This is a genomic window from Pseudomonas sp. B21_DOA (assembly GCA_030544685.1).
GTDB lineage: Bacteria > Pseudomonadota > Gammaproteobacteria > Pseudomonadales > Pseudomonadaceae > Aquipseudomonas > Aquipseudomonas fluorescens_AO.
The window spans coordinates 5572437-5595282 of sequence record CP086683.1 but is presented as its reverse complement, the minus strand read 5'-3'; the positions used below and the strand labels follow the sequence as shown (position 1 = coordinate 5595282).

Here is a 22846-nt window from a genome sequence, read left to right as displayed (position 1 = left end):
CCCGCGAAGAGGCCCGATCAAACAATGAAAAGTCAGCTGCCTTGAACAAATATCTCCCGACTCAACCCATGCCGCTGCATCTTTTCATTGAACGTACGGCGCGGCAGTTGCAGTTCTTCGAGCACGGCTTTGACATCGCCTTTGTGCCGGGTCAGCGCCGCGCGCAGGCATTGTGCTTCGAAGGCTTCCTGCTGCGCCGCCAGCGACTGGCCCGGATCAATCGCCGCCACCGGCTCATCCAGGCCCAACACCTGACGTTCGGCGACGTTGGCCAGTTCGCGCACATTGCCCGGCCAGTCATGGCTGAGCAGATGGCTTAATTGCGCGCCTGTCAGCGGTGGAAACGTTCGGCCCAAACGTTGCGCGGCGTTCTGGGCAAAGGTTTCGAACAGCAACGGAATGTCTTCCCGGCGATCGCGCAGCGGCGGCAGGCGCAGTTCGGCGACGTTCAGGCGATACGCCAGGTCTTCACGAAAGCGCCCGGCGCGGGCTTCGTCGAGCAGGTCCGGTTTGGTCGCCGCGACGATACGCAAGTCGACCCGTATGCTCTGGTTCGAACCCAGCCGTTCAAGCTTTTGCTCCTGCAAGACCCGCAGCAGTTTCACCTGCTGGGCCAGCGGCATGCTTTCAATCTCGTCGAGAAACAGCGTGCCGCCATCGGCGTATTCCAGCTTGCCGATGCGCTTGCCGGAAGCGCCGGTAAACGCACCGCTCTCATGGCCGAACAGCTCGGCCTCGAACAGTTGCTCCGGAATCGCCGCGCAGTTCAGCGCCACGAACGGTTTGCCGGCGCGCGGGCCGAAATCATGCAGGCAACGCGCGACCAGCTCCTTGCCACTGCCGGTTTCGCCACGGATCAGCACGTTGACCGGCAACGTCGCCAGATCCAGCACCTGCCGACGCAACGTCTGCAAGCCCCGAGATACGCCCAGCAACGTCGCATCGAGCTTCGCGCGGTTGTCGGCCAGTTCGTGCAGGGCGCGGTTTTCCAGGACCAGGCGGCGTTTGTCCAGCGCCCGGCGCAGGCTGCCGAGCAGGGTTTCCGGGCTGAACGGTTTTTCCAGAAAGTCGTAGGCGCCGTCGCGCATGGCTTCGACCGCCATCGGCACGTCGCCATGGCCGGTGAGCAGAATCACCGGCAGATCGGCGTCGCGCTTTTGCACTTCGGCGAGCAGTTGCAAGCCGTCCATGCCGGGCATGCGCACGTCGCTGAGGATCACCCCGGCAAAATGTTCCGGGAGCGCGGCGAGGCATTCTTCGGCGCGGCTGAACAGCTGCACTTCGAACCCCGACAGGCTCAGCCACTGTTCGACGGCGTCGCGAATGCTGCTTTCGTCGTCGACCACCATTACCGAATTGAGCATCAGATGTGTGCCTCCAGATCGATTGGCAAGGTCAGGCTGAACACCGCGCCGTGGTCGCCATTCTCGGCGCTCAGGCGGCCGCCGGATTCATGCACGATGGCGAAGGATACTGCCAGCCCCAGGCCCAGACCATCGCCCACCGGTTTGGTGGTGAAGAACGGATCGAACACCTGACCCAGATGTTCCTCGGCAATGCCGCCGCCGTTGTCGCTGACGCTGAGCCGCCACAATTGCTCGTCCGCCTCGAGACGAATTTCCAGGCGCTTGCAGGCTTTGCCCTGCATCGCGTCCAGCGCATTGCGCAGCAGATTGATCAACACCTGTTCCAGACGAATCGCATCACCGCGCACCCACGCCGGACGGGTCAGATGCAACACAAGGCTGACTTGTTCGTCACGCAGGCGCGCATCGAGCAGTTGCAGCGACTGATCGACCACCGTCGCCAGATCCAGACGTTCGCGCAGGCCGCTCGGGCTTTTGCGGGCGAACGTCTTGAGGTGGCCGGTGAGGGCAGCCATGCGCGTGAGCATGTCGTCTACCGGTTTCAGCGCTTTGTAGGCGTCTTCGACGCGGCCATGTTCGAGCAGCAGGCGCAAGGTTGCCAGTTGCATGCGCTGGGCGGTCAGCGGTTGATTGATTTCGTGGGCCAGTGCGGCGGACATCTGCCCCAGCGCGGCGAGTTTGGCCGACTGCACCAGACCTTCCTGCGCGGTGCGCAAGTCGCGGGTGCGCTCCTCGACCAGACGCTCGAGTTCTTCGCGATTGCGCTGGCGGACCTTGGCCAGCCGCCAGCGCTGATTGAGAAACAGCAACAGGAACACCAGCGCCAGCCATACACCGGCGGCGGCCAGCGCGGCGTTGCGCAAATCTTCGAAGGCGACTTGCGGGCGGCGCAGCAGATGCAGGGTCCAGCCTTCGGTGGTCAGTGGTAGCGACTCCCAAAGATAGTCGGCAGTGCCGTCCGGGCCTTCGACCCGGCGCAAGTCGCTGTTGTCATCGAAGCGCCGTAGCGGCAAATGGGTCAGCGGCACTAGTGATTGCTTGTCGTACTGACGGGTGGTTTTGATTTCGGCCAGATCGCTGGCGCTCAACGGTCGCAAGGCGCGATAACGCCAGCCCGGTTGATTGGCGATGAAGATGATCCCGCGCGCATCACTGACCAGCAGCGTATCGCTGCCCTGGCTCCATTCGCGTTCCAGCTCCGGGAATTCCAGTTTGACCACCATTGCACCGAGGAACTCGTCGTTGTCCCCGAGCACTGCGCTGGAAAGGAAATAACCGGGAATCCCACTGGTCACGCCTACCGCGTAAAAACGCCCGGTGCCTTGGGTGCGGGTCTGGCTGAAGTAAGGACGAAAACCGTAATTGTGCCCGACGTAACTGCTGGGCAAGCGCCAGTTGCTGGCGGCCACGGCCAGACCGGTGCGATCGAGCAGTTCAAGGGTCGAGGACTGCGCCGCACCGTTGATCTTTTCCAGCTTCAGATTCAATGCCGCTTGCTGCGCAGTATCGACCGGCCCGGTCAGCGCCGAACGCAATTGCGGGTCCAGCGCCAGCACGGCGGGCAGCGCGCGATAGCGATCGATCAGGGTGTGCAATGAGTTGGCGTACAGCCCCAGTTGCTGATTGGCGCGGGCGGCGTCTTCTTCCAGCGCCTGACGTTCGGCATGGCGCATGGCGAGCGTCGCGGCCACGACCGTGCCGGCGATGATCAGCAGGGTGTACAACGACAGACGCAGGGTACGGGAAGTCGGCAACATGCTCAGTGCTGGGTCGGCAGAACGGGCGGGCACGATAGCATGGGCCGAGGTGGCCCGGCGTGCTGTACACGCCGGCCGTGTCTGCTAAACAGCTGTCTCCCGTACCTGACGTCGATGCACAAGGTTCGACCGCGGTTTGGCAACGGGCCTGGTTCTCGGTTCGGCAGCGATCGACTGTTCCAATTGTTGCAAGCGGTCGGTTACGCCGTCGGCTTCGCTGGGCTCTTCAACCAGCTGCTTTGCCGTTTCCAATGCCTGGTCGATCGCCTCGAACGGATCAATACCGCTCCTCACCAGCTTCATGATTTCCCGTTGTTTTTCGCCGGACAGTACGTCCAACTGGTTGTAGAACATGTCCTGAAGACGTTGCGGATAGCTGCTGAGGGTTTCGGTGAAGCGTTTGATACCGTTGAGCAGTGTGCTGGCGTCATCCGCCAGATCGCTCGCTCCATCCATCACCTTCTGCGCAAGGTCTGCTCCGGACTGCACGGCGTCGCTGATCGCTTGGGCGCCATCGTTCAGTTCTTCGGTATGCATGACTTCAGTGAGCTTCAGACCCTTTTTGAAAAAGTAATACCGCATGACCGGAATGGCGATGGCGCCTATCACGCCGCCCACGAGGCCCCTATAAAACCGCCACCCAGAGCACCGGCCGCCGCGCCAGCCGGCAAGCCGAGCAGACCACCGATAACGCCACCCACTGGCGTGCCGACCGTTGCGCCAAATCTGCCGCCTTTGTAAATCGATCTCAGCCCATAGCGGGAAAAATGAATTTTCCAAATGTCAGGTTTTCACGCGCATCGTCGATCGCTGCGCCTTCAGGGATGAGTGCGTCGAACTTGGTGGCGAACTCATGCAGTTGACTGATCGAATCGCTGACGTTTTTCGTCATGCCTACCAGTCCGCGCAGGCTGTTTGCCAAAGATTTCATGTAGCCTGACGTGTCGACGTAGAGCAGCGGATTGTTCGACACCATCGCATAGAGATTCAACCCATCCACATCCCCGGCCGGATCGGCGCTGACCCAGCGCTGTAACCACGGCGCGTAATAACGTGCGCCGTAATAATACAGACCGCTGGCATCCATCTCCTTGCCGGAGTAACGGATGAAGCGATACACGGTTTCCGATTCCGGCTTCATCCATGCGGTTTCGCCGAACGGGTAATAGCCTTCTGCGCTGGTGACGTCAGCCTTTTCATCCAGCTCCATCACGCAAGAGCCGAGATGATCCTGGAGGGTGTAGCGCAGTTGGTTGTTGGCGACAGGTGGAGTCGTTACCCAATGCAGACAGCGCGCGTTGCCGAGGCTGATGACATGCAGTTCTTCGCCGTTGTCTCTGGTGCGGATTTCCAGGCCGGGCAGATAACGCACCTGATGGAAGTGATTGGCACCGGGAGCGAAGGTTTCGTGACGCTTGAACACCCGCACGCCTTGGCTGTATCGGTAGTGTTCAGCGTCGTTGGCGCTGTCTTTGCGCAGGACCAGATCGATATGTTCAAGCTCGTCGCGGCCGTTCCAGTGCAATGACGGACCGTGGTGCAGCCTGCGTTGATTGCCGTGCGGGTCGAACCAGGCGCCGAAGTCCGGCGGCTCGTCGCCTGTTTCCCAGCGCACGCCGCGGTTGCTTTTGTCGTCGATGCACAGCGTTCGGGTACGACTATTGCCGTCGCGCTGATGACGCAACTCGGTCAGGTTGCCGCCATCGTCATAGGTATACGTCTGGGTGTAGTTGAGGCGGTTTCGTTCGTCTGGCGGTTGCGGCAGGCCGGGGATGTCTGGGGCCAGGGCATCGTCATGGCCGGTGGCGCGGATCAACCGGTACAAGGAGTCGTAGCTGAATTCACGGTGCCCGTCGACCCGCTGATTGGCGAACCAGACGGGCTCGAAGGCGTGGTCTTCGATCCGGGTGATATTGCCGACGCGGTCGTAGAAATATTCCAGATCCTGCAACCTCGGCTGATCGGGTTTCTGACTTGTCCGTGTGCGCAGGCGACCATCTGCCGGGTCATACGTCCACTGGCTGAGCACTTCGTTACCGTCCAGCTGCGAGATGATCTGATCGTTGGCGTTGTACTGCACGTCCAGCAACACCTGCATGACTTTCGTCTTGACCTCCAGCTCCACTTGTTTGAGCTGCCCGGCAAGTCCGTAACGAGATGCTCTGCGGTGTCCGCCGGCATCGATCTGTTCCAGCACAGCGCCGAGTGGGCTGAACACCTGATGGCTGGTGAACGCTGCGTCATCATGAAAGGTCCGCTTTTCCACCAGCAGTTGCCCGGTGAGGGCATAACTGGTGATGTCCAGCGAACCTGAAGAATCTGTCTGTCGGATCAACTGCCCGCGCAGGTTGGAGTCTGGTTTAGCCGAGCCAGGGGCATAGGTGAAAGTATCGAGCTGACTATCGCCGTTTCCGGTGAGCTCCAGCTGCACCACGCGCAGTTGCTCGTCAAAGGTCGATTGCCAGCAGTGGCCGCGCTCGTCCCAGCGCTGCCGAGGCTCCCCGGCCAGTCCCGGCAGTACCAGGCGCCAGCCACTATCGACACTGTCGATTTTCAACGGATCGCCGTTAAGCGAGTAGAGGGTGGTGAGATTGGGTTCAGATAAGCGCGGATCCCGTTTCGCGACCAGGCGTGCGGCAGCGTCATGAGTCTGGCAGGTGATCAGGCGTTCAACCTTTCCACTCGTCGTTGCACGCAGATAGTCAACCTGCCTGACAATCAACGTCCGAGGATCTCTGACCTGCACACTGGGGGTATGGAAATGCGTTGATCTGTTCATGGCCAATGTGCTCAGGATTTATCCAGCCGCAGAGCGAAGATAAACGTGCCAGAAAGTATGCAAACTTTTTTATGCCGCCTTTTGGCCGGTATATTGGCGATATCTGCCAAGCAGCTCGATACCGCGCCTTGCTTCAGCCATCCGTACGGCGATCTCCTTCTCGATCCGATTGCGACTGATTGCGTTGGAGTCCTGGGTTCCGACGCTACCTTTTGCAAGATCCAGGACAAAACCGAATGAGCCCGCTACACCTTGGTCATAAAATTCGTTGACGCCGATTTCGCTGAAAGCTGCATTGATGTCGCTCTGGTCCTGTTCAAGCATGTCGGTAATTGAAACCAGCGCTGTTTCGAGGTTATCAATTTCGATATCTCTCAAACCGGCCAGCGCTGTCGCTGTGTCCAGCCCTGAGTGAACAATGGCCATCATGTCGCTTGCAGCAGGTACCCCTGCAATTTGACTGAGCGTTTTCTCAGTGGCTGTTTCGATCAGTTTGTTTTGTCCCTCGGAAGTCCTCGGATCATATGATCTGAGTGTTTTTTCAAATATTTCAGGGGGTAAAAAGCCTGTAGTGGCGTTGCTGTGAATGCTGTTCGGGTTCAGTTTTCCGACAGCGGGCAGGACAGGAGTAGAAGCGGTGGTAAGTTCGCCAAATTTGTCCATTGCCGCGCCGGCGACTTTTGAGGCGATAATCCCACCGATTATTGTCCCGCCTATGGGCAGTATTGCCGTCCCGATTGCACCGCCTGCTTTTCCTGCTGCCGTGGTGGCAGCACCTTTACTGATGTTGAAGGTTGTGTTTATGGCCATGCGTTTGGAAATGTCGGCAGCGCTGAACATTCCGTTCAGTTGACGATTGAGCATTTGTAACTCCTTGCCCAAGTTGTCCAGGACTTTCGTGTAGGTCACGATGTCCTCCCTGACATCTTGCGGTAGGTCTTTTTATTACCGTCGTTATCGATGAACAGGATCGGATTGTTGCCGACGAAACCATACAGATTGAGTCCATCCACATCCCCCGCCGGATCTGCGCTGACCCAGCGTTGCAGCCACGGCGCGTAATAGCGGGCGCCGTAATAATACAAACCGCTGACATCCATTTCCTTGCCGGAGTAACGAATGAAGCGGTACTCGGTTTCCGATTCCGGCTTCATCCAGGCGGTTTCGCCGAACGGGTAATAGCCTTCTTCGCTGGTGACTGTCACGTCTTCATCCAGCTCCATCACGCACGAACCCAGATGATCTTGCAGGCTGTAGCGCAGTTGGTCGTTAGTAGTGGGGGCGTTGTTACCCAATGCAGGCAACGTGCATCGCCCGCGCTGACGATGTGCAGTTCTTCGCCATTGTCTTTGCTGCGAATTTCAAGGCCCGGCAGGTAGCGGACCTGATGGAAATGTCGCCTGTTTTGAGTAAACCACTCGTGACACTTGAAGACCCGCTGACCTTGGCTGTAGCGATAGTACTCGGCGTCGCTATCGCCGTTTTCGTGGGAAAGCAGGTTTACCCTTTGCAACTCGTCCCGGGCATTCCACTGCAACGCCGGCCCATGCTGGAGATTCCGCTGATTGCCGTGAAGGTCAAACAAGGCGTCGAAGTCCGGATCCGCATCACCCGGTTTCCAGCGCGCAGCACGATTGCTGTGGGAATCGACGAACATTTGCCGCGTATAGGTGTTGCCCTCACGTACATGGGTCAACTTGAGCAGGTTACCGCCGTTGTCGTAGCTGTAGGTCTGGCTGTAATTGAGGCGGTTTTTCGGATCGCTCGGAGCCGGCAAGCCAGGAATTTGCGAAGGCGGCGCATCGTCGTAGCCGGTGGCGCGAATCAGGCGGTACAGCGTGTCGTAGCCGAATTCGCGATGGCCGTCGACCCGCTGGTTGGCGAACCACGACGGCGTGAAGGCGTGATCCTCGATGCGGGTGACATTGCCGACACGGTCGTAGAAATATTCCAGCTCCTGCAGGCGGGACTTCTCCGGGGCTGACTGGTCAGGGTACGCAAGCGTCCATCGGCGCGGTCGTAGGTCCAATGGCTGCGTACCCCGTTGCCGGCCACTTGCTCGATGATCTGGTCACTGGCGTTGTAGTGTGTGTCCAGCAATACCGGTTTGCGCACTTGGCCATCGATCCACAGATCCACCCGCCGCAGCTGTCCCGCAAGGCCATAGCAAAAATGTCGGCGATGTCCGCCGGCATCGATCTGCTCCAGCAGGGCGCCCAGCGGGCTGAATACCTGCCGGCTGGTGAATGCTGCGTCGTCATGAAATGTGCGGGTTTCGATCAATGACGGGCCGACGAGGGCATGGCTGGATATTCCCAGCGACCCTGAACTGTCGGTTTGCTCGATCAACTGGCCGCGCAGGTTGTGGCTGGCGCTGACCTCACCACCGGCATAGGTGAAGGTGTCGGTCTGGTCCTCACCGTTTCCAGTGACCTGCAATCTGACCACGCGCATTTGATTGTCGAAGGTCGATTGCCAGTGATGGCCGCGTGCGTCCCAACGCTGTCGTGGTTCACTGGCCAGCCCCGGCAATATCAGGCGCCATCCGCCATCAACGCTGTCGGTGAATAGCGCATCGCCGTTAAGCGTGTAGACGGTGGTGGCGTTGGCAACCGGCAAGCGCGGATCGTGCTGCGCCACCAGACGCCCGGCCACATCGTGCTCCTGAGCGGTCACGATAGCGCTGGCTGCGCCATTTGCGGCCGAGCGCAAATAAGCGACCTGACGGATCGGCAAGCCTCGGCCGTCAATCACCGCCAGGGCCGGCGTGCGCCAATGCAACGAGGCGGTCATGCGCCTGACTCTCTCGAATGCACCACCTCTTCGGCAGTGTCGTTGAAGTCCTCGCTGATGGTGAACCAGGGATGGCAAGTCGTTCTGGCGAAGTCTTCTTTGGCGTTGATCAGTTTGATCAGACGCCCCAGCGCGTCATAAAACAGTTGGTCGAACAGTCCGAGTTTGCGCACTGATTGATTGACGTACCGGTGCGTATTGGCGAAGAACGGCCGGTACTGGCGTATCGGCAAACCCTTGTTGTTGTACTCGACGCGTTCGCTGATGCGCCAGCGCCTTTGCGCCAGTTGCTCGCCCTCCTCGATAAGCAACTCACCGTTTTCGTCTACGGTGTAGGCCAGCCCCGGGTCGACCTCTTGCAGGGTTTGCAGAATACGACCGAAGCCGTCGACGCAGGTTTTGACAATCTGGATCTGCACGTCGGGGTCGTCGGGGTAGCGGTCAGCGCTGAGCATCACGGTGTGCACGGGCTCGCGATAAGCAGCATCGATAGCGTTGAGCAACAGTTGATCGTCGGGTGTCAGGTCTTTGCCTTCGGCCAGGCGCTGCCGTGCGCTGGCGCGTATGTGTCCGCCGGGCAACAGGTCGCCTTGCCTGATCGATCGGGTTTGCAGGGTGGAGGCGGGGATCCGGCCCATCCAGCTGAACAGGTTCTTGTGCAGGGTACTCGCTGCTTTTTGTACGGTTAAATATGGATTCTCGATGGCGTATTCCGCACTGGTGTCCGGTTTTGTCCAGCCGGTCAGCTCATGGAATCCGGCGTCTTTACCGTTTTCCGTACCGTAGAAGCTGGTGACCAACGGCTGACCTGACGGCTCGTAGATGACTTCTTCGATATTTTCATTGGCGTCGATGAGTCGCTTGGGTTTGAGTGCGTGGTAATCGAACTCCGCCACGCGAGTAATACAACCGTCAGGCAGCTCCATGCGAACGACCGTCAGGTAGTGTTGATCGTATTCGGCTTTGGTCACGCCATGGCTTTGCGTTTCGTTGAACTCAAGGACTTTGTAGAACGCCTGAAGGTTGCCGTATCGCGCGAAGTTGAACCGCGCCGACCAGAGGTTTTTGTCTGCGTTGGGCATTGCCTCGAACATCGGCTGCATGTCTTTGTAGCCAATGTCCTCCAGGGCTTTAGTGATATCGAACTCCGGCACCATGCTGTAAGCGTCCAGCGCGGTCTTGTCCAGCAGCGCCAGCTCCAAAGAAAATCGCAAGGCTTCGAAACCGGCGACGCCGTCCTCCAGCTCCAGGCCTTCTATATCCACATAGCGCTGGACAGATTGCGACGTCAGGACCCGTTCGTTATTCCACTGTGTTGAATCCTGATGCGCTCGCAGCGTTTCGAAAGACACCTGAGCGGGGTTCAGCCCTGTGGGCAAGGTACCTTTGCGCAATTTCAGCGCATTGCTCCGTTCCTGATAAGGCAGGCCCAATCGCCACTGCTGCGGCCCGGTCAGGTTGATCAGGCGCGCACGGGTTTCACTGATGTAAAACCATTGCTGCGCGTCGTCATGGGCGTCGCACCACCATTGATTCAGGTGGTCCTCGGTGAAGGGGGCGGACTGTCGGCCGTCAGCCGTCGCGCGTAGCTCACCGAGAGTGCATGGGTCACGGCAGCAAAAGCGTCCCAGCGCAGAGTCACATCGTGGCGGCATAGCGGGTCATTGATAAAACCATCGTACTGATAACTGATGGTTTCCACCTGCAGCGGCAGCAGAACGGCCGCGGCATATTGCCCCTGCGGCTGCACTTCGCGCACCAGATAGCGTGTCTCTTGAACCGAGTACAGTTGGGGTTCGTCGGGTGGCCGGGCATCGGCCTGGTAGGCATAGGTTTCCGTACGGGCCACCGAGCCGACCAGTGCCTGGGCGATGCGATAGCGACTATAGGCATCCTCCGGGGTAATGGGTTCATCGATTTCACCTTTGGGGTGGTAACGACTGAACAGGGTTTCGCCCAATGGGTAAGCGTCCACATCCGCGCTGAAGTAATCGTCGCGTGGGCGATTCATGTCTTGCCCGTTGTGAAACCAGATGCGGGTCTGCGCCGGCTCGCTGAAGCCAGGCTCTGAAGGCCCCGTGGCCCTTTCGCAATCGAGTTGTTGCAAGTAGCCGAAACCGCGAAATTCGCGTTCCCTGCCGTCGTAAAATCCCTCTCGCCATTCAAATAACTGGGTCAACCGGACGTTGGTGATCTCATCGTGCTGCTCCTGCTTTTTCACCACGGCCAGCGGAAACGGCAAATGACACACCGGGGCGCGCCCCAGTGTCAGGAGACGGGCCTTTTCATCCAGCCACTCCTGTGCCGAGCTGCGATAAGTCACGCTGGAGCAACAGCCCATATTGTTATTGCTGCTGGCCAACAGATAAGGTTTGTTCGCAACGAAATCGTAGCGCCAGTGCCTCGGCTTCATATGCGGTACCGTCAGAATCAGGCTGGCGCAACCCAGCCCCTGCAGATCGGCAAAGCTGACCTGGCACAAACGGTCGTAACGCACCCCTTCCGGCCACGGCACGCTGACAGGAATTTGCTCCAGACCGTTGCCGCCACGGTTGAGATAGATCTCGAATGTGTCGGATTTCAGATAGATCAGCGCCGGCGCGCCAGAACCGTCGAGGTCGGCGAGGCGCACTCGCGAAGCGTCGAATTCTTCGTAGGTGAAGGGCAGGGCGCTGATCTTGCGTCCTTTGCCGAATTTGCCGTGGCCGAAATTCGACCAGCAGCGGACCTCGTCATGGCGGATACGGCACAGTTCCGGCATATCGCTGCCGAGCAGGTTGCCCAGCAACACCAGCTCTGTGGGCGAGTTGCTGAAGACCGGCAAACGGTCGTCATCATATTCATGGGGTATTTCCTGTGCGGCGGCGAAGCCTTTTTCCCGCAGGCTGGCATAGAGGCGCACGCGGTCGGGGCTGATGCTCGCCGCTGACATCAGCCCGTCCCCGCTGAAATCCCCATGGTCAAAGACAGATCCTGGTGCTCTCTGGGAAACTTGTCGAACGCGCTGAACAGTTCGAATTGCCGCTGCGCATTCAGCGCATGAAACCCGCAGTAACCCAACCGTGCGATGATCAGGTCCAGACGGCCGTCACCGGTCAGGTCGAGCAGTTGCGCCACGGCGCGGTTTCGATTCGCGAGCGGAATTCTGTCCAGCAAGGTCCACGGGCCGTATCCGATCAGCTCGGTACCGGGCGCCGCGCGCAGCGGTTCACGGTAATACCAGGCGTTGTCGTAGCGGCAGAGAAACCCCGGCACCCCTTCGCCATACAGATCGACGCATTGGTAAAACCCGCCGTCTTCGATGCCCGGTTGGTTCTGGTTTTCCAGCAGGGGCGCAGGCGTTTTGCTGATTTCGAAGGGGCGTACTCGAACTCTACCGGCGGTGAATGCTCGACATTGCCTTCAGCATCGAAGGCCTGATAGTGCGCTGCGCTGATCTGGCTGTAAGCCCACTGTGCGATGTTCTGGATCGGCCGGTATTCCAGCAGCAATCGACGTGCGAGCTTCGCTTCTGTCGCCAGACCCTTAGGGAAATGATGAAACATCAGCACCTGCTGGCAAAGCCTGCGTGTGCCCAGTTCAAAACCCTGGCCATAGGTTGAAAACCGGTCCTGTCGTACCCGCCACCGGGTTTCTTCATCGTAGGTCGGGATCTGCGTCAGTGAGTCGCTGCGCTCGCCATAATCGAACAACAGTTGAAAATGCCACGCCAAATCCGTCGGCCTGTCGAAGTCCCAGCTGTAAAGGCGGTCGCTCGCCGTGGCATTGCCATGACACACCTGTCGCAGATAACGCTGGGCGCGGTAATCGTGAATCGCGTCCTGTTCGTCCGGCTGATCGTCTGCCTTGTATTCGTAGCAGATGTGTTCGCCATGCGCGTTCATGCTTTCGCACAGCAGCCAGCTGCTGACGCGCAAAGGGTCGGCGGGGTCGGCGCGGCGTGAAGCGGCGGTTTTGCCGTAGACATGCAATGTGCCATCGGCGCCGTGCACCAGCCAGAAGGGCGCTCCGCCGTCGGCCGGATGCCAGCATTCGCGCAGGGAAAAATCACTTTCGATCCGCGCCCGATAAGACACCACCGTATGCGCCGGAATGGGCCGGTCGCGGTAGGTCGTTTCGCTGCGTGACTTCAGGTTGCCATCGTCATCCAGCTCCGGCATCCATACTTCGCCGTCATGGCCGATGATTTCGTCGTGCTCGGTGTAGCGCGGTACGCCCTTGTTGGTACGTCGGCTGATCTGGCTCAGCCCGGCCAGATTCCAGCCAAGGCCAAACGGGCTGTTACCACTCTGGCTGCTGGATGACAGGAGCATGTGCGGGTCATAGCCACGGCCAGCGGTCGGGATCGGCAGTTCAACCCCGGCTGTGCCCGTCGGACCTACCGCGCTCCAGCTCTTGCCGATAGTCGCAATCGACGAGCTTTTGGCGATGGAGGGAGCGGTGATGCTCAGGTCTTGATCGGGCATGTCGATTCCATTCGCGGGAAGTGGGCGTTCATGGAATGACGCTAGCAAGAATGGTGGAAAAATGAACCTGTCAGATCTGACAGGTGCGCAAGATCATTTTCTGTGCATTGGCGGGTTGGTTATCGCGATCGGTATTAACCAAAAAAACGGCCGGGCATCTTTGCAGATGCACCGGCCGTTTCGATGTGGCGAAAAACTTACTGCACTTCAACCGCCAGACTTTCGCTGATCTTCTGTTGCCAGATCGCCGGGCCGGTGATGTGTACGGATTCGCCTTTGCTGTCCACCGCGACGGTGACCGGCATGTCCTTGACCTCGAATTCGTAGATCGCTTCCATGCCCAGCTCGGCAAATGCGAGCACCTTGGACTTCTTGATCGCTTGCGCAACCAGGTAGGCGGCGCCGCCGACAGCCATCAGGTACACGGCTTTGTTGTCCTTGATCGCTTCGATCGCGGTCGGGCCGCGCTCGGATTTGCCGATCATGCCCAACAGACCGGTCTGCTCGAGGATCTGACGAGTGAATTTGTCCATCCGCGTTGCGGTGGTCGGGCCCGCCGGGCCAACCACTTCGTCACCGACCGGATCAACCGGGCCGACGTAGTAGATGAAGCGACCCTTGAGGTCGACTGGCAGGGTTTCACCCTTGTTGAGCATCTCTACCATGCGCTTGTGCGCAGCGTCGCGACCGGTGAGCATCTTGCCGTTAAGCAATACGGTTTCACCCGGCTTCCAGCTCTGCACGTCTTCCGGGGTCAGGGTGTCGAGGTTGACGCGACGTGCCGACGGGCCGGCTTCCCAGACGATTTCCGGGTAGGCGTCCAGCGGTGGCGCTTCCAGCGAGGCCGGGCCGGAACCGTCGAGCACGAAGTGCGCGTGACGGGTGGCGGCGCAGTTGGGGATCATGCACACCGGCAGGGAAGCGGCGTGGGTCGGGTAATCCATGATCTTCACGTCGAGCACGGTGGTCAGGCCACCGAGGCCCTGGGCGCCGATGCCCAACTGGTTGACCTTCTCGAACAGCTCCAGGCGCATTTCTTCGATGCGGTTCTGCGGGCCACGGGCCTTGAGCTCGTGGATGTCGATGGATTCCATCAACACTTCCTTGGCCATTACCGCAGCTTTCTCGGCGGTGCCGCCGATGCCGATGCCGAGCATGCCCGGCGGGCACCAGCCGGCGCCCATGGTCGGCACGGTCTTCAATACCCAGTCGACGATCGAGTCGGACGGGTTGAGCATGGCCATTTTCGACTTGTTCTCGGAACCGCCGCCCTTGGCCGCCACGTCCACTTCCACGGTGTTGCCCGGGACGATGGAGTAGTGGATCACGGCCGGGGTGTTGTCCTTGGTGTTCTTGCGCGCGCCCGCCGGGTCGGCGAGGATCGAGGCACGCAGGACGTTTTCCGGCAGGTTGTAGGCGCGACGCACGCCTTCGTTGATCATGTCGTCCAGGCCCATGGTGGCGCCGTCCCAGCGCACGTCCATGCCGACACGGACGAACACGGTGACGATACCGGTGTCCTGGCAGATCGGGCGGTGGCCAGTGGCGCACATGCGCGAGTTGATCAGGATCTGCGCCATCGAATCACGCGCCGCTGGCGATTCTTCGCGCAGGTAGGCTTCGTGCATCGCCTGGATGAAATCCACGGGGTGGTAATAGGAAATGAACTGCAGGGCGTCGGCAACGCTCTGAATCAGGTCATCTTGCTTGATCACGGTCATGAGTCGCGCTCCTCTAAAACACGATGGGGCAGCTACAAGCTTTTAGCTTCGAGCGGCAAGTTAAAGCATTACGCGGACAGCTTGAGCTTGCCGCTTCAGGCTTGCGGCTTGTAGCTGTCCCTTTGTGGCGCGACGCTAAAAAGGCGCGGCAGTATACCGCGGCTCGGTGGTGGGGGCACATTGGCTTTTGGTCGGATGACCCTGTGGCGAGGGGATTTATCCCCGCTCGGCTGCGCAGCAGTCGTAAAACCTGTGAGCTCAGAGTGATTGACCGGTTGCAAGGGGCCACTTCGCAGCCCATCGAAGATAAATCCCCTCACCACAGGGACCTGGTGCGGGCATCAATGCAGCTCAATCAGGTCATGCATTTGACGTCAATTTTCGAGCCCGAAAATCGGTGGTCATTTAGCGACCGGGCCTCTAAAGTGGCATCCGGTCTGTAGAGTAGGACACTCGGTCAGCCTCCTATCGCACGGTGAGTCAACGATTGACCCATAACGCCATTCAACGCCTTTTGCTCAAACGCTTCGCCCTCGCTGCGGCCACCTACGGATTGGCTTTGCTGCTGCTGTGGCTGGCGTTTTTCACCGGGCATTATCAGCAATCGCTCAGTGGCGTGGCCATCGGCAGCTCCCTGGTGGTCATCAGCCAGGCGACCCTCTTCGGGCTGTTCTGGAGCGGGCGCAACCAGCGCTTCGCCGACCCCAGCCTGACCGAAGCGCAAGTGCTGATGGGCCTGGGCTGGCAGACGTGGCTGATCGCCCATGTCGACGAGGCGCGCGGCGCTTTTCTGGTGTTCTACGTGCTGATCCTGTTGTTCGGTCTGTTCCATCTCACCCGACGCGTGTTCATCCGCTGTGCGCTGCTGGTGTTTTTCAGTTTCTGCGCCATTACCCTGTGGGACGCTTACCACTTCCGCTTGGCCGAACCTGCGCTCGCGGCGTTGCAGGTGTGCATTCTGGCGATGGTGCTGGCGTGGCTGGTGCTCTATGCGCGCTTTGTCCAGGTTTCCCGACAACGTCAGCGCCAGCGCCGCTTTGCCTTGCAGGCGCATCAGGACACCCTGCGCGGGATGATGCGTCAGCTCGAAGATCTGGTGGCCACCGATGAGCTGACCGGGCTGTTCAATCGCCGACACTTCCTGCGCATTGCCTCGCGCGAGCTGAACGCGCTGGACAGCGACGTGATGCACGGCCTGGCGCTGATCGATCTGGACCACTTCAAACGCATCAACGACCTGCACGGCCACGCCGCCGGCGATCAGGTATTGCAAGCGTTTGCCGGGGTGGCGCAAGCGTGCCTGCGCGACGGTGACGTGCTGGCGCGTTATGGTGGCGAAGAATTCGTTGTGCTGGTGCCTGACTGTGACGCCGAACGCCTGACCGCGTGTTGCGAGCGTTTGCGCATCGCCTTCAGCGAGGTGGAATTGATGGGCCTGCAAGTGCGCAACCTGAGCCTGTCGGCGGGCATGACCCTGTTGGCCGTTGGCGATGATCTGGATGAGGCGTTGCAGCGTGCCGATCAGGCGCTGTACCGGGCCAAGCGCGACGGGCGCAATCGCTGTGCCGCCGCGTGGGAGAACGTCGATGCCTGAATTGCGGGTCGGTGATCGGCAGTGGACGGTCGCGGCGGGCAGCAACCTGCTCGATGCGCTCAACCACAACGGCGTCGCCGTGCCCTACAGCTGCCGCGCCGGCAGTTGCCATGCCTGTCTGGTGCAATGCGTTCAAGGCGCACCCACGGATAATCGTCCGGATGCGCTGAGCGCCGAGCAACGCCTGCAAGGCTGGCGGCTGGCCTGCCAATGTCAGGTGAATGAAGATCTGCAGGTGCACACCTTCGATCCCATTGCCGACGGTCGCCCGGCCGTCGTCGAGGCGCTGGACTGGCTCAGCGACAACGTTTTGCGTCTGCGTCTGGTCCCGCAACGGCCACTGCGTTACAGCGCCGGCCAGCATCTGGTGTTGTGGATCGGCCATGTCGCCCGTCCGTATTCATTGGCAAGCCTGCCGCAAGAAGATCGCTTTCTCGAGTTTCACCTCGATTGCCGCCAGCCCGGCGAATTCATCGATGCCGCACGCAAGCTGCAGATCGGCGACGCGATCCGTCTCGGCGAACTGCGCGGCGGTGCCTTGCATTACGATGCGGACTGGCACGCCCGGCCGCTCTGGCTGCTCGCCGCCGGCACCGGTTTAGGCCCGCTGTTCGGCGTGCTTCGTGAAGCCTTGCGCCAGGATCACCAAGGCGCCATCCGCGTCATTCACCTGGCCCATGACGAACGCGAGCACTATCTGGCCAAACCCCTTGCCGCACCGGCCGCGCAGCGGGAAAACCTCAGTGTCGAGCTGTGGACAGCGGCCGAGTCGGCCGCCGCTTTGGCGCAACTGCGCCTTGTTTCCCGGCAGACCCTGGCCTTAGTCTGCGGCTCGACGACCAGCGTCGACGCCTTCGCCAAGCGTCTGTACCTGGCCGGATTGCCGCGCAATCAACTGCTGGCCGACGTGTTTGTGAGCCGTGGTTGAGCGCTGATATCTCAGACGCGAGACACGCCATGACCGAAGCCATCCTGCTGGAACGCGAACGCGGTGTGCTGACCCTGCGCTTCAACCGCCCGGACAAGAAAAACGCCCTGACCCGGGCTATGTACAGCCGCCTCGCCGAAGCATTGAAACAGGCCGACGGTGACCTCGAAATCAATGCCGTGCTGATCACTGGCAGCGCCGAGTGCTTCACGGCCGGCAACGACATCGCCGATTTCATCGAGCAACCGCCGAGCGACCTCGACAGCCCGGTGTTTCACTTCATGCTCAATCTGCTCGAATGCCGCAAACCGGTGATCGCCGCCGTGGCCGGTGCCGCGGTGGGGATTGGCACGACCCTGCTGCTGCATTGCGATCTGGTCTATGTCAGCCGCGACGCCCGGCTGCGCATGCCGTTCGTCAACCTCGGATTGTGTCCCGAATTCGGTTCCAGCCTGATCCTGCCGCGTTTGCTCGGGCAGGCGAAAGCGGCTGAGTTATTGCTGCTTGGGGAAGGCTTCAACGGCGAACAGGCTGCGCAGTGGGGGATTGCCACCGAAGCGCTGGACAGCGGTGAAGCGACCTTGAGCAAGGCTCGGGAAGTGGCCCTGCGGTTTGATGAATTGCCGGCCGAAGCGGTGCGCATCAGCAAGCAATTGATGCGAGCGCCCGATCGCGAGCTGCTGCGCAAAGTGATCGAGGAGGAGGGCGGGTTGTTCACCCAGCGGCTGCGTTCGCCGGAGGCAGTGGCGGCGTTGAGTGGGTTTTTTCGCTGAATCTTGAGACGCCTTCGCGAGCAGGCTCGCTCCCACAGGAGATTGCATTTCAAATGTGGGAGCGAGCCTGCTTGCGAAAGGGCCTTACCAGACAAATTATCTGTTGAATCTAAGCAAAAGCCCCGCCATTCACCTGGCGGGGCTTTTGCGTTTCAGCTGCCGGTCACTCAGACCTGGGGGTCGCCGACATGCAGGATCTTCATGCCATTGGTGCCACCGGTGGTGTGGTAGCTGTCGCCCTTGGTCAGGATGACCCAGTCGCCTTTTTCCACGACGCCGCGCTTGGTCAGCTCATCGATAGCTTTCTGGCTGACTTCGTGCGGTTCCAGCGAGGCCGGGTCGAACGGGATGGTGTAGACGCCACGGAACATCGCCGCGCGGGCTTGGGCTTCGCGGTGCGGAGTGAACGCGTAGATCGGCACCGAGGAGCGGATACGCGACATGATCAGCGGGGTGAAGCCGCTTTCAGTCAGCGCGATGATCGCTTTGACGCCCGGGAAGTGGTTGGCGGTGTACATGGTCGCCAGCGCAATGCTCTCGTCGCAGCGGCTGAATTCCTTGCCGATACGGTGGCTGGAGGTCTTGCCAGTCGGGTGCTTCTCGGCGCCGACGCAGATGCGCGCCATGGCCTGTACGGCTTCCAGTGGGTACAGACCGGCGGCGGATTCGGCCGAGAGCATGACGGCGTCGGTGTAGTCGAGCACGGCGTTGGCCACGTCGGACACTTCGGCGCGCGTCGGCATCGGATTCTGGATCATCGACTCCATCATCTGCGTCGCGACGATCACGGCCTTGTTGTGGCGACGTGCGTGCAGAATGATTTTCTTCTGGATGCCCACCAGTTCGGCGTCGCCGATTTCCACACCGAGGTCGCCACGGGCCACCATCACCGCATCGGAGGCCTTGATCAGGCCGTCGAGGGTTTCGTCGTCGGCCACGGCTTCGGCGCGTTCGATCTTCGCCACCAGCCAGGCAGTGCCGCCGGCCTCGTCGCGCAGTTGACGGGCGTATTCCATGTCGGCGGCGTCACGCGGGAAGGACACCGCGAGGTAGTCGACTTCCATTTCGGCGGCGAGCTTGATGTCGGCCTTGTCTTTTTCGGTCAGGGCTGGAGCGGTCAGACCGCCACCGCGACGGTTGATGCCTTTGTGGTCGGACAGCGGGCCGCCGATGGTCACGACGCAATGCAGTTCGGTGGCGGTGGCGGTTTCAACACGCATCACCACGCGGCCGTCGTCGAGCAGCAACTCGTCGCCTACGCCGCAGTCCTTGACCAGATCCGGGTAGTCGATGCCGACTACCTGCTGGTTGCCTTCGGTCAACGGATGGCTGGTGGAGAAGGTGAACTTGTCACCGATCTTCAGCTCGATCTTCTTGTTGGCGAATTTGGCGATACGGATTTTCGGGCCTTGCAGGTCGCCGAGCAGGGCGACGAAGCGGCCGTGCTTGGCCGCGAGGTCACGCACCAGCTTCGCGCGAGCCTTGTGCTCGTCGGGGGTGCCGTGGGAGAAGTTCAGACGGGCAACGTCCAGACCAGCCAGAATCAGCTGTTCGAGAACTTCCGGCGAGTTACTGGCCGGGCCAAGGGTAGCGACGATTTTGGTACGACGGACGGACATGCAAAGACTCCTGAGTTCAAGCGCAGGCAGAGGCTACTATGCTCGAAGGGTGTAGTCATTGTTCGAATGCACTACTTATCGTTTTCTTTATTGAACGCGGCAACTTTGCGCTCAGCGCGCCTGAAGATTTCCGACCAGGGGTCGATACAGAGCACAAGACAGGAGAACCCCCATGCGATTGTTGCCCATTGCCGCCCTTGCCCTCAGCGTCCTCGCCGCGACCGGTTGCACCCGTTGGTCGATGAACCATCATTTGAACAACGCCTACAGCGCCTATGAACGTGGCAATTGCGAGCAGGTCATGCTCGAACTGTCCAAGGTCGAACGCGCCAGCCGCGCCCGCCCGTATGTGTGGCCGGAAGTGTCGATGATGCGTGGCCAGTGCCTGGAACGGCAGAAGCTGTACATCGACGCGGTGCAGACCTACCAGTTCATCATCGCCTCATACCCGAACAGCGAATACGCCTACCGCGCCCGCGCACGTCTGGAAACCCTGCAGAGCCTGGGCCATTACCCGACACGCAGCGCCGCTGCGGTGGTGCGGCCGACACGCTTCTGACGGCGTTGTCGTACAAACTCTGGCCCTCTGTACAAGCTCCGCTATAGTCAAGGAAACCGCTTGCGAGCCTTGTCTCGACGGCGGCGCAACACCTGCGACTGGCCGTGGTAAAGGTGACGGCGCTATGCGAGCGTCACACCGGAAGCGGGGAGAGCGGGCCTGCCGCACAGGTTCGTTCCGAAGCACAGGTGCGGCTCCTTGCGGAGCCCTGCATGGCGAACAGCACATCATGTTTACCGACCGCCGGATCGAACGGCACCAATTGCCGTATTACCTCAGAGTCTTCAACAGCGTCACCGACAAACCTGTCGGCTTTCTCGGCAATGTGTCGGCGGACGGGCTGATGCTGATCAGCCAGTTGCCGATGATGGTTGGGGTGGATTTCCAGTTACGCCTCAAAGTCCCCGCCCGCGATAGCAGCCAGCAAGTGATCGATTTCAGCGCCTGCTGCGTGTGGTGCCATGAAGACGCCACCCCGTTGCATTACGACGCCGGTTTCATCCTGCGGCGCGCGCCGCCGGAATTCGGCCAACTGGTGCAGGCGTTGCAGCAGTACTTCAGTTTTCAGCCGATGCCAGCTTCGGCCTGAATTCAAACCTCCAAACGCTTCGCGAGCAGGCTCGCTCTCACACTGGATCCGGGGTGCACAAGCATCCTGTGGGAGCGGGCTTGCCCGCGAAAGCGTCTTCACGGGCACTCGAACGCTGACCGCCAGATCGTGTCATTGGCCGATTCGTTACCCAGACTTCTGCGAAGCCATATTTCCCTCTCGCTCAACTGATTGATCGTCAGGCAGGGTCCGCGGCCTGTCAGTCAGATCCGCAAGTGCACAAACCAGCGCATTTTTTCAGGGATTTGCCGGTAAGGAACCAGGGCGTTGCGTTGCGAGCTGAAGCTTGCACGAGATTATCGGCTCGCTAGGCGAGCAGCTACCGTTCGTCGGGACTGTCAGATTTTACAGGTAGGAATAAGCTGATTCCTGTGGCTTTCTGTCCTCTCCTGTCACTGTATCCAAAGGTGAAGCATGAACGACGATACTCACCAGAATCCTGATGCGTTCACCTTGATCATCGACGAGCCTGCAGATGGATCTGAGATTGATTTCAGGAGCAATACCATTTCAGGTAGAGGCCTGATCCACAATGAGAACGTCTACATTCACATCAGTGGACCTACTATTTCGCTGAATTTCGAGGTGTCTGCCAGGCAGGGTGTCTGGAGTTATACCCTGCCGCACTTCTTGCCCACAGGCAGACTCCAGGTTACAGCACGCAGCGTAATTTTTGAGGTGAAGAATTACTTCACTGCTACTCAGCCACCGCCAAGGATTGCTCCTCAGGAAGGCACCGGTGTCGAGGTTGGCGGAACGGGAATATTCGGTACAAACATACTGATATACGGCACGGACTCCGATGGAAAGGGCGTGATTGGGACTGCTGTCGTTGAGGCTGATGGAAAGTGGAATCCCAAGTGGCTCGGAGGGTATGAACCTGAAGAAAGGGAATATGTATACGTAGCAAAAAGCAGGTTTACCATCGGCGGCACACAATTCGCTTCAGACGAATCTCAACCTGAGACCTATTCGCCGGGCATTCGCATTCCGACCATCACTTTCCCGGTCATTGATTTGCAGGAGCGCCATTTCTTCCTGTCAGGTATCGATGGCGTCGTGGACGCAACTCTTTATATCTATACAGACTTGACATCGGTAAATCTGGGTGAGACAGCCGTCACGGCGACTGACTGGCGCTTGCCTGTGACGGTCGAGCCTGGACCGGTTTCACTTGTCGCGATGCAGGTATTGAAAAATGAACCGTCCAAGAGAAGCGCACCACGCTCTTACCGAATCCGCCCGCCGCAACTGGAAAAACCTGAGGTCACCTTTCTCCCGGATACAGGCTTGAAGTTCTCCGGCACTGGCCATTTCGATAACAACCTCTCGACCGAAATCCAGTTCTCTGCCAGCGACGGCTCGCTGCCTTTGCCTTCCAACGTTCGCGTCAATGCTCAAGGCCAGTGGGAAACTGCCCCCGTTGTCTGGCCTTTGGGCAGCTACGATGTGACGGTGATGCAAAAAATCGCCGACAAGGCCGATGGCTGGATCGAGTCCAAGCCTGTTGAATTCAAAGTCCACAACGACATGCCGGATATCATCAAGGCGAGCTACACCGAGGACTATCTACCCGTCTTCAGCGGCGAAGGTTATTCAGACGCCACCGTCTCGCTCAGGTTTCCCGATTCAACCGAGGCTGCACGACGTGTAGTGGTCGTGAACGGCAAATGGTTGACCCCGGCATTGGTCACGTGGGGCCCAACCAACAAGCGGGAAGTGCGCATTACACAGCATCTGGGGACAATCCCTCACAACGTCCTTTCATCCTGTACGTCACGATTCCACCGCTGGCGCCAGGTCTGGATGATCCTTGCGAGGAGGGTCTGGAGCCGATATTCAGCGGCACTTGTTGGTCTGAAGCGGTGGTGAAGCTCCGG

General features: G+C 59.8%; 16 protein-coding genes and 1 pseudogene. 6 read left to right on the top strand and 11 right to left on the bottom strand.

The window, feature by feature from the left end:
* Positions 1 to 32: 32 nt before the first annotated feature.
* From LJU32_25895 to LJU32_25850, 10 genes and pseudogenes are all read right to left on the bottom strand, one after another.
* Positions 33 to 1364 (bottom strand): sigma-54 dependent transcriptional regulator, encoded by a 1332-nt coding sequence (locus tag LJU32_25895; protein ID WKV88737.1) that lies wholly within the window; start codon positions 1362 to 1364, stop codon positions 33 to 35.
* Positions 1364 to 3124 (bottom strand): sensor histidine kinase, encoded by a 1761-nt coding sequence (locus tag LJU32_25890; protein WKV88736.1) that lies wholly within the window; start codon positions 3122 to 3124, stop codon positions 1364 to 1366. Before LJU32_25890 ends, LJU32_25895 begins: the two co-directional genes overlap by 1 nt.
* An 84-nt stretch (positions 3125 to 3208) precedes the next feature.
* The gene (locus LJU32_25885; GenBank protein ID WKV88735.1) at positions 3209 to 3742 is read right to left on the bottom strand and encodes a hypothetical protein; all 534 of its coding nucleotides are present in this window, start codon (positions 3740 to 3742) and stop codon (positions 3209 to 3211) included.
* A 130-nt stretch (positions 3743 to 3872) separates the two neighbouring features.
* Positions 3873 to 5903 carry an RHS repeat-associated core domain-containing protein gene (locus LJU32_25880; protein WKV88734.1) on the bottom strand — a complete coding sequence of 677 codons (2031 nt, stop codon included), beginning with the start codon at positions 5901 to 5903 and terminating at the stop codon, positions 3873 to 3875.
* Between the two features lie 69 nt (positions 5904 to 5972).
* Positions 5973 to 6812: a hypothetical protein gene (locus LJU32_25875; GenBank protein WKV88733.1), complete on the bottom strand. Its 840-nt coding sequence runs from the start codon at positions 6810 to 6812 to the stop codon at positions 5973 to 5975.
* Entirely contained in the window at positions 6809 to 7108 is a 300-nt protein-coding gene (locus LJU32_25870) for an RHS repeat-associated core domain-containing protein (GenBank protein ID WKV88732.1), read from the bottom strand. Before LJU32_25870 ends, LJU32_25875 begins: the two co-directional genes overlap by 4 nt.
* Before the next feature lie 17 nt (positions 7109 to 7125).
* Positions 7126 to 7680, bottom strand: coding sequence for a hypothetical protein (locus LJU32_25865; GenBank protein ID WKV88731.1), 555 nt, complete (start codon positions 7678 to 7680; stop codon positions 7126 to 7128).
* Positions 7681 to 7727: 47 nt separating this feature from the next.
* Complete coding sequence (locus LJU32_25860; protein WKV88730.1) at positions 7728 to 8696, bottom strand: hypothetical protein; 969 nt, start codon at positions 8694 to 8696, stop codon at positions 7728 to 7730.
* Positions 8693 to 13162, bottom strand: a pseudogene (locus LJU32_25855) (toxin). The gene LJU32_25860 and the pseudogene LJU32_25855 overlap by 4 nt, the downstream one beginning before the upstream one ends.
* Before the next feature lie 197 nt (positions 13163 to 13359).
* Entirely contained in the window at positions 13360 to 14883 is a 1524-nt protein-coding gene (locus LJU32_25850) for a fumarate hydratase (GenBank protein ID WKV88729.1), read from the bottom strand.
* 487 nt (positions 14884 to 15370) lie between these two features.
* On the opposite strand from LJU32_25850, the gene LJU32_25845 reads away from it, so the two are divergent.
* From LJU32_25845 to LJU32_25835, 3 genes are read left to right on the top strand one after another with little or no spacing between them, the layout of a single operon-like run.
* Positions 15371 to 16477, top strand: coding sequence for a GGDEF domain-containing protein (locus LJU32_25845; protein ID WKV88728.1), 1107 nt, complete (start codon positions 15371 to 15373; stop codon positions 16475 to 16477).
* Positions 16470 to 17405, top strand: coding sequence for an iron-sulfur-binding ferredoxin reductase (locus LJU32_25840; GenBank protein WKV88727.1), 936 nt, complete (start codon positions 16470 to 16472; stop codon positions 17403 to 17405). The genes LJU32_25845 and LJU32_25840 overlap by 8 nt, the downstream gene beginning before the upstream one ends.
* 29 nt (positions 17406 to 17434) lie before the next feature.
* A complete protein-coding gene (locus LJU32_25835) occupies positions 17435 to 18178 on the top strand; it encodes an enoyl-CoA hydratase-related protein (GenBank protein ID WKV88726.1) in 744 nt (247 codons plus the stop codon).
* Positions 18179 to 18345: 167 nt separating this feature from the next.
* Here the strand turns inward: LJU32_25835 and pyk are convergent, their stop codons facing one another.
* The gene (pyk, locus tag LJU32_25830; protein WKV88725.1) at positions 18346 to 19797 is read right to left on the bottom strand and encodes a pyruvate kinase; all 1452 of its coding nucleotides are present in this window, start codon (positions 19795 to 19797) and stop codon (positions 18346 to 18348) included.
* Positions 19798 to 19969: 172 nt separating this feature from the next.
* Here pyk and LJU32_25825 point away from each other — a divergent pair, with 172 nt between their 5' ends.
* From LJU32_25825 to LJU32_25815, 3 genes are all read left to right on the top strand, one after another.
* Positions 19970 to 20356, top strand: coding sequence for a tetratricopeptide repeat protein (locus LJU32_25825; GenBank protein WKV88724.1), 387 nt, complete (start codon positions 19970 to 19972; stop codon positions 20354 to 20356).
* A gap of 229 nt (positions 20357 to 20585) precedes the next feature.
* Complete coding sequence (locus LJU32_25820; protein WKV88723.1) at positions 20586 to 20945, top strand: PilZ domain-containing protein; 360 nt, start codon at positions 20586 to 20588, stop codon at positions 20943 to 20945.
* A gap of 435 nt (positions 20946 to 21380) precedes the next feature.
* Positions 21381 to 22838 (top strand): hypothetical protein, encoded by a 1458-nt coding sequence (locus LJU32_25815; GenBank protein ID WKV88722.1) that lies wholly within the window; start codon positions 21381 to 21383, stop codon positions 22836 to 22838.
* Positions 22839 to 22846 lie beyond the last annotated feature (8 nt).

Excerpts from the sequence above, each read along its gene's own strand:
- LJU32_25895 (WKV88737.1), bottom strand. The coding sequence starts at position 1,364 with ATGCTCAATTCGGTAATGGTGGTCGACGACGAAAGCAGCATTCGCGAC.
- LJU32_25835 (WKV88726.1), top strand. The coding sequence starts at position 17,435 with ATGACCGAAGCCATCCTGCTGGAACGCGAACGCGGTGTGCTGACCCTG.
- LJU32_25850 (WKV88729.1), bottom strand. The coding sequence starts at position 14,883 with ATGACCGTGATCAAGCAAGATGACCTGATTCAGAGCGTTGCCGACGCC.
- LJU32_25820 (WKV88723.1), top strand. The coding sequence starts at position 20,586 with ATGTTTACCGACCGCCGGATCGAACGGCACCAATTGCCGTATTACCTC.
- LJU32_25880 (WKV88734.1), bottom strand. The coding sequence starts at position 5,903 with ATGAACAGATCAACGCATTTCCATACCCCCAGTGTGCAGGTCAGAGAT.
- LJU32_25815 (WKV88722.1), top strand. The coding sequence starts at position 21,381 with ATGAACGACGATACTCACCAGAATCCTGATGCGTTCACCTTGATCATC.
- pyk (WKV88725.1), bottom strand. The coding sequence starts at position 19,797 with ATGTCCGTCCGTCGTACCAAAATCGTCGCTACCCTTGGCCCGGCCAGT.
- LJU32_25890 (WKV88736.1), bottom strand. The coding sequence starts at position 3,124 with ATGTTGCCGACTTCCCGTACCCTGCGTCTGTCGTTGTACACCCTGCTG.
- LJU32_25825 (WKV88724.1), top strand. The coding sequence starts at position 19,970 with ATGCGATTGTTGCCCATTGCCGCCCTTGCCCTCAGCGTCCTCGCCGCG.
- LJU32_25840 (WKV88727.1), top strand. The coding sequence starts at position 16,470 with ATGCCTGAATTGCGGGTCGGTGATCGGCAGTGGACGGTCGCGGCGGGC.
- LJU32_25860 (WKV88730.1), bottom strand. The coding sequence starts at position 8,696 with ATGACCGCCTCGTTGCATTGGCGCACGCCGGCCCTGGCGGTGATTGAC.